Annotated in this window: 5 protein-coding genes; 4 read left to right on the plus strand and 1 reads right to left on the minus strand. The window is 43.1% G+C overall.

Annotated elements, in window-relative coordinates; translation table 11 throughout:
* Positions 1-356: 356 nt before the first annotated feature.
* Positions 357-3,113 (minus strand): UPF0182 family protein, encoded by a 2,757-nt coding sequence (locus JL57_RS23150; RefSeq protein WP_034144296.1) that lies wholly within the window; start codon positions 3,111-3,113, stop codon positions 357-359.
* A gap of 232 nt (positions 3,114-3,345) precedes the next feature.
* Here JL57_RS23150 and trxB point away from each other — a divergent pair, with 232 nt between their 5' ends.
* The 4 genes from trxB to JL57_RS23170 all read left to right on the plus strand — a co-directional run bounded on the left by trxB (position 3,346) and on the right by JL57_RS23170 (position 7,885).
* Positions 3,346-4,263, plus strand: coding sequence for a thioredoxin-disulfide reductase (gene trxB / locus JL57_RS23155; protein WP_034144297.1), 918 nt, complete (start codon positions 3,346-3,348; stop codon positions 4,261-4,263).
* 146 nt (positions 4,264-4,409) lie between these two features.
* Entirely contained in the window at positions 4,410-5,243 is an 834-nt protein-coding gene (locus JL57_RS23160; protein WP_034144298.1) for an electron transfer flavoprotein subunit beta/FixA family protein, read from the plus strand.
* The gene (locus JL57_RS23165; protein ID WP_034144299.1) at positions 5,243-6,580 is read left to right on the plus strand and encodes an FAD-binding protein; all 1,338 of its coding nucleotides are present in this window, start codon (positions 5,243-5,245) and stop codon (positions 6,578-6,580) included. Before JL57_RS23160 ends, JL57_RS23165 begins: the two co-directional genes overlap by 1 nt.
* A gap of 12 nt (positions 6,581-6,592) precedes the next feature.
* A complete protein-coding gene (locus JL57_RS23170; protein ID WP_034142186.1) occupies positions 6,593-7,885 on the plus strand; it encodes an FAD-dependent oxidoreductase in 1,293 nt (430 codons plus the stop codon).
* Positions 7,886-7,907: the final 22 nt, after the last annotated feature.

Here is a 7,907-nt window from a genome sequence, read left to right on the forward strand (position 1 = left end):
AAATTACAAGGGGATGAGAATTACATCTCAGAAGATGGTGCAGAGCTTATCCAACTAAATCGCTCAGGAACATCCACTATAGTAGAGTTAATACCTCTTAAATCTTAGATAATAGCTTTTAAGGTTCACTAGATACTCAGTTAAATCAAGGGACTGTCTCATAATAATGTCCGTGGACATTCTCGAAAAGGCAAAAAGAGAATTGTGATCGCGCAGCGGCATAGATGTCTGATAGTGCAAAAAGGACGGGTCTTCGGACTCGTCTTTTGGCATTTAACTAGAAAAGGGGGGCCTCGTCATGGAAATTAAATTTCTATGACAAGGCCCCCTGGGGGAAAATCCGTTAGTATCCAAAACTACTCATTTGGAGGGGTTTCACTAGGAGTACTTTGTAATCCTTTAAGCTGGATTTCCAGACTGTCAAGTAAGGTGCGAATTTGATTCATTTGGTCAATTATTGACACCAGGTTCGGTTCATCCACTTCGGTTATTGGGGTTTGTGGTGACTCAGCAGGAGTAGGTATGCTTTGCCCTGGTGTTGTCGGTTGAGGTGCGCCTTCTCCAAACAGTTGGGTTAAGGCTGAACCAATATTTTCGGTCATTACCAAACGATCTTGATAAGCTAAGACAACTCGTTTCATTTCAGGAATACTTCCGCCTTTATCCGACTGCAGATAGATTGGCTCAACATAGAGAAAGTTTCCACCGATGGGAAGAGCCAAGAGATTACCTCGAATCACGCTTGAACCTTTCTGATCCCATAAGGAAAGCTGTTTGGATATTTCAGTGTCTTGGTCAATACGAGACTCAATTTGTAATGGGCCGTCAATTTCGATATTTTTAGGCAGTTTATAGAGTAATAGCTCACCATAATGTTCTCCATCCATTCGAGCCGCCATCCAAGCGATCATGTTATTTCTTGTGTTGGTAGCACTTGATGCCGGGGTAAATGGAAGCATAAGCACGAACTCAGGTTTATCTTCACCTGGAATTTTCATGATGGTATAATAAGGTGCCACGTTTTGAGGTTTAGCCTCAAACAGTTCCTTAGCAATATCCCAAGCATCTTCTTTATTGTAGAAAACAGAAGTATTTGTCATATGGAAGGTTTTTAACATGTTGCTTTGAACGCTAAAAAGGGTTTCAGGATAACGAAGGTGGGCTATTAAGTTCTTGGGGAGGCTTGAAAAATCCTTAAAAACTCCCGGAAATATTTTCATGTAGGTCTTAAGAATTGGATCTTGCGAATCAAGCGCATAAAAATCAACGGTTCCGTCATAGGCATCTATGATCACTTTGACTGAATTTCGGATGTAGTTAAACCCCTGATTAGGATATCTATTAGAATAGGGAAGGGCATCAGATGTGGTATAGGCATCAATAATCCACTTAATACGTCCATTATCTATGACCATATAAGGATCCAAATCATAGGTTAGAAATGGTGCCAGCTTTTCAACACGTTCCATAATATTGCGGTATACCAGCAATTTGCTGGCAGATGTCACTTCACTAGCCAGGTAGAAGCGCGGGGTCCCATGGCGTAAGGAGAGCATCAGCTTATTGATGGCGGTTAACTGGAGTCCGGTTTTACCTTTATAGGAGTTTTCAGCATTTGAATTTCCGAGGGGATAATCAAATTCTTTGACTGAGGTATTTGCCACGACCCAATCATTGGTCAATTCACCGTAATAAATCCTGGGTTCGGTCATTTTGAATTCTGCGAACTCACTGACAGGTGGAACATCTTTTATAGCAAAGGAGGGGAGACCTTCAGTAGTAACGGCATTAGCAAAGGATGCGGAGGCTCCAAAACCGTGTGTATATTTGAAACGTTCATTGACAAACGTCTTGGCTTTAGGATCCAAATCGGGGGTTGATATTTCTCGAGGACCCATCATAACTTGGCGATATTCACCATTGACAGTGTATCGATCGATATCAATATCATTGAATTTATAATAAAGTCTAATACCCTGTTTCTGATTATAGGTTTGCAACATGGGGCGGGCATCGTTAAGTCGAATGTTGTTAAGTGTCGCATGCTCAGCCTTTAAAACGTCCAACGTGATGGGTGAGTTGCCGGGATACTCAATATCTTGAATTTGATCTAAACCATAGCCAAAGCGTGTCAATTGTACTTCATGTTGGATGTACGGTTGTTCTTTGCGAAGTTCATTCGGAAGGACGAGAAACTGTTGAACAAGCGCGGGAAAAATACTATTCATGAGGATTCCGACTACGAAAATACCTGAGACTGGAACGGTTAATAAGCGAGAATCATTCGATTTAAGCGCGAAGAAGGCTAGGATTGATCCTAGCAGGCTGAGAACTATTAAAAGTTTCAAAGCAGGAAGTGTCGCATATAAGTCTGAGAATCCAGCACCGACGACGTGCCCATGGACAGAATATAGTAACTGAAAAATTTCAAGATAATATCCGAAAGCTTTTAATCCTAAAAGGATTCCAATTAATAACGCTAGATGCCTCCTTGGATCTGAGCCAACTGTGACTGCTCCTCTTTGCCAGATCCTTCTTGTACGGAAACGTATAACGCCAGTGATAATATAAAAAATTGTAGTAAAAAATGTCAGCAAAAATAATGGTCCAAAAAAAGCATTAAATAAGGTCTGTAGGAAAGGAAGTTGAAAGAAATAAAACGCTAAATCTTTACCGAAAATTGGATCGACTTGGTTGAACTGGGTAGCATGAGTAAACGATAAAACATCCAACCAGCCTTTGAAACCTAGTACAAAGCTAATTCCAAAGCTAATGACTGCAGATATAATCAATAACCATACTGTAACCCGTCGTTGACTTAGGTTAAAGGCTGGGCGGTTCATATCCTGAACTAATCGCAAACGAAGACGTAATCGTTCGTTGATGAAGGTGACAATAGCATGACGAATAGACAGTAAAGTTCCAGCAATGAAAATAAAGAGAATTGTTCCGTTTACGGCTTGAAAAAGTGCTTTACTTAAAATCGGGGTCCAAAATAATTGAGTATAACCGAGATCTTTAAACCATAACCAATCTTCGAATAAACCACTAGAGGCGACCAAGACCGAGAATAGTATAATGATGGCTACAAAAAGTTTGTAAAAACGGTGCAATAGTGACTCCTCCTTTAATATAGAAAATCGTGATTAACTTTAAAATTATGCGCCATACTAGGACAGTAGGTGTTCTATATTATATTCTTCCCACAAAATCAAAATCCCTTCATACATTTTTAGATTGATAGCTATTTTCTTTTTAAAACACTATAAGATATGGTATACTTACTATAATACCCATAAGGGGTATATAGCAAACTATTATTAAATTAAAAAGGAGTTGCTAGTAATGTATGACGTTATAATTGTTGGTGCTGGCCCTGCAGGGCTTACTGCTGGAATTTATGCTGCACGAGGGGGCCTTAAGATAGCTATTGTGGAATTGGCAATGCCAGGTGGTCAAGCAGCTTCTACAGAGAACATTGAGAACTATCCAGGATTTCCAAATGGAATTAATGGGTACGAACTTATGAATCTATTTCATAAGCAAGCCTTGTCGTTTGGGGTTGAATTTATCTTTGAAGAGGTTCAAAAACTTGATCTTAAAGAAAGTATAAAAAAAATCCATACCAATGCTCAAGTACTGGAAGCTCGTTCTGTAATTATCACTGCAGGCTCAAAACCACGTCTGTTGGGTGTGCCAGGTGAGGATGTTTTCCGTGGAGGGGGCGTTTCCTATTGCGCTACCTGTGACGGGGCCTTTTTCAAAGGAAAAACGGTTGTTGTAGTAGGCGGGGGAGATGCAGCGATTGAAGAGGGTACATATCTTACCAAGTTTGCGGATGAAGTGATTATTGTCCATCGTCGCACAGGCTTCCGTGCTTCTCAGATTGCCATGAACCGGGCTAAAGAAAACCCAAAAATTCGCTTTGAACTTAATGCTAAGATTGAGGAGATCCTTGGCTCGAATCATGTAGAGGGCGTGCGGATTCTAGATGTGCTAAGTGGCGCTCAACGAGAAATTCGCGCTGATGGTGTTTTTATTTACGTTGGAACAGATCCTAATGCTCAATTTATTAATGGGGAAATTGAAACAGATGAACGAGGGTATATTCTGACCGATCAGCGCTTACAAACCAATATAGCAGGGGTATACGCTGCAGGAGATATTCGCAATACACCACTGCGCCAAGTCGCGACCGCTGTTGGGGACGGTGCTTTGGCTGCAGTTGAAGTAGAAAAGTATCTCTCTGAAAAGGATAATTAGTCCTCAAGGCATTTTTGGAAAAACTATTTAGGAATAACAAAAAAATGTCGAAATTAGCCTTGATATTTAGGCTGCTATGTAATAGGATTAAATAGATTTAATTGTTTCACTATTTTAGAACAAGATGGAATATGGAGGGGTTTTTCGTGCACTTTGTGGTCTGCCTTAAGCAAGTTCCGGATACATCCGAAGTTCGGATCGATCCTATTACCAATACCCTCATGCGCGAGGGCGTGCCATCGATTATTAACCCCTATGATGCGCATGGCTTGGAAGAGGCCATTCGCCTTAAGGAAAAAGTTGGCGGTAAAGTAACCATCGTTAGTATGGGTCCTCCTCAAGCTAAAGAAGCCCTAAAAAAAGCCATGACCTTTGGGGCTGATCGAGGGATTTTGCTCAGCGACCGTGCTTTTGGAGGCTCTGACTCCTTAGCGACGGCTTATATTATTTCAACCGCCTTGCAAAAGATCCAGGAAACCGATCCGATTGATCTCGTCTTTGCGGGAAAAGAGGCAATCGACGGAGATACTGCTCAAACAGGCCCTGGAATTGCTCAGCGCTTAGGATTCCCTCAATTGACGTATGCCATAAGAATACGAGAACTCACAGAAACGACTGTCACTGTAGAACGCAAGACTGAGAGTGGTCGTCAAGTTGTTCAAGCTCAGCTACCTGCCCTAATTACGGTAGAAAAAGAGCTTAATGACTTACGCTACGCCAGCTTACCAAATATGATGAAAGCTGCCGCCTATGAGCCCGAGGTTTGGGATGTTAAGTCCCTGTCCTTTGATACTAAACAAATGGGTCTTAAAGGATCTCCGACCAGTGTTTCAAGAATTTTTGCACCGCCTGGTCGCAGTGGGGGAGAAATCATGGACGGTACAAAAGACCCGGCCGGAACTGCGGCTTCGATCGTTCAAAAAATATTTCAGCAAAACATAATTATGGTTAATCCCCTAGCGAAGGGAGGAAAGCACTAATGACCGTCGCCGTTGACAATTCAAAATGTATTGGGTGTGGGGCATGTATCGTGGAGTGTCCCATCGAAGCTCTTGACCTCATTGATGGGATCGCCGTCGTTAATCCGAAAATATGTGATAATAACGGGAAGTGCGTTCTAGTCTGCCCGACAAATGCGCTAGCACTTAATCTTCCTGATCAAGCCAATAAACCTACACAAGCTCTTGATCCTGAAGCGGGTGCCAGATTTGATTTGAAGGATCCGCTCCCGGATACCGTGAAAGATTATGCCCAAGACAACCAAAAGAAGACGATTCCTGCACAAGTTGTCCCGGTTGCCGGAGGAGATGTCTGGAGTGGAGTTTGGGTAATTATTGAATATACCAATGGGAAAGTAGCTCCAGTATCCTGGGAACTGTTAGGAGAAGGGCGCAAGCTCGCCGATGCCATCGGATGTGGACTCAGTGGGGTGATTACCGGTCATCAAGTAGATAGTGTAATTCCTGAAGCCTTTGCTTATGGTGCTGAGAGAGTTTATGTGGTTGATCATCCTGTGCTTAAAGATTACCGTACGGAGCCTTATGCTGAAGCAATAACGAGTCTCGTTACAAAATATCAACCTGAGATTATTTTAATGGGTGCCACGTCTATGGGGCGAGATGTATTTCCGGCTATAGCTACTAGAGTGCAAACTGGCTTAACTGCGGACTGTACAGTTCTTGGTATTGACCCAGAGACGAAACTCCTTCAACAGACCCGTCCCGCCTTCGGGGGAAATATTATGGCCACAATTCTCTGCCGTTCCAGCCGACCACAAATGGCGACGGTTCGCCCACGAGTTATGGCAATGCCTGAGCGTGTTGATGGTCGTGAAGGTGAACTCATTCATGAGGAAATTCTTTTTGATGAAACTAATATTCGGACAAAAGTCCTCGAGTTTATCTCCTCAGACGCTAAGAGTGCTTTCTTGGATAAGGCCGAAATCATTGTTGCAGTTGGTCTGGGTCTAGCAGCTAAAAGGAACATGGTACTTGCCGAAGAATTAGCAGAGGTCTTAGGGGCTACAATTGCTGGTTCACGTGGAGCAGTGGAGGCAGGCTGGCTGACTCATGATCAACAAGTAGGGCAATCAGGGGTTACGGTTCGTCCAAAAGTCTATATTGCCATTGGAATTTCAGGGGCAATTCAACATCTAGTCGGGATGGAAACCTCTGACTTCATTATTGCCATCAACAATGACCCCGAGGCTTCAATTCTAAAAGTAGCCAATTACGGGATCGTTGGCGATCTTTTCCAAATAGTACCGGCACTAACTGCTGAATTCAAGAAACGCCTTCAGCACGGCGTGGCAAATTAAGGAGGGGCAAACATGGAAAACTTTGATGTGATCGTCGTTGGAGGCGGTCCTGCTGGCCTGTCTGCCGCGCTCAGTGCTGCTCAGGCTGGCATGAAGACAGTCGTAATTGAACGTGGAGATTATCCAGGAACTAAGAACGTAATGGGCGGTATCCTTTACACAAAAGCAACCAGCCAAGTTGTGCCTGATTTTTGGCAAGAGGCACCTTTAGAGCGTCCGATCATAGAACAACGAATTGCCATGTTAAGCGGGGATGAGTCGATCTTAGCGGGATATCGAGACCCTGCCTGGGCCAGTGAACCCTATAATGCGCATTCTGTTTTTAGAGTGAAATTTGATCGTTGGCTAGCGCAACAAGCTGAAAAAGCAGGAGTCATGATTATTCCGGAAACGATTGTTGAAGATCTCTTATACAAAGGCGACGATGTGGTTGGAGTTCGTACTGGACGCGCTGAAGGGGATTTAGGAGCAAAAGTAGTGATTATTGCTGAAGGGGTAAATAACTTCTTAGCAGTAAAAGCAGGGCTCGCTAAGCCTTTAAAACCAGAATCGGTGGCTGTTACAGTCAAGGAAGTTATCGCCTTACCTAAAGAAAAGATAGAAGATCGCTTCTGTCTTGATGAAGGACAAGGGGCTACGATAGAATTATATGGGGATTCAACGGCCGGGATGATGGGAGTAGGCTTTATTTATACCAATAAAGAGTCTATCTCAATCGGAGTTGGGGCTATTCTACAACCCTTAATTCGCAATAACTGGACCCCCAATGATCTGCTCGAGAATCTGAAATCTAAGCCTTATGTTAGACGTCTTCTTCAAGGGGGGGAGACTAAGGAATACTTGTCTCACCTAATACCTGAAGGTGGATATACTCAAGTTCCCAGGCTCCATCGCCAGGGAGTCCTTGTGGTAGGGGATACGGCGATGCTGATGAATTCCTTAAACCGAGAGGGTTCGAATCTAGCCATGATCTCAGGTAAGATTGCCGGAGAAGTTGCTGCTCAAGCGATTAAGACCGGGGATGTTAGTGATCAAGCTATGACGGTTTACGAAACGCGCTTGCGGGATTCCTTCGTGCTTAAAGACCTTCACCATTATCGACATATGGGCAAATTCTTTGAGGATAATACTCATCTCTTGAAAGTCTATCCGAAGTTATTTTCTCAAGCTGTCAAGATGTATCTAACAGCGGACGGGACACCTAAAAAAGAGCGCCAAAAAGAAATTATCAAGATGGCCTTCGAAAAGCGTTCCAAAGGCGGTTTAATTAAGGATATCTATGGGGCATGGAGGGCGCTGTTATGAAATTAGATGATAAACTTTTTTT

The sequence above is a fragment of the Desulfosporosinus sp. BICA1-9 genome, from assembly GCF_000802135.1.

Coding starts and splice junctions, on each gene's coding strand:
- JL57_RS23170 (WP_034142186.1), top strand. CDS start 6,593: ATGGAAAACTTTGATGTGATCGTCGTTGGAGGCGGTCCTGCTGGCCTG.
- JL57_RS23165 (WP_034144299.1), top strand. CDS start 5,243: ATGACCGTCGCCGTTGACAATTCAAAATGTATTGGGTGTGGGGCATGT.
- trxB (WP_034144297.1), top strand. CDS start 3,346: ATGTATGACGTTATAATTGTTGGTGCTGGCCCTGCAGGGCTTACTGCT.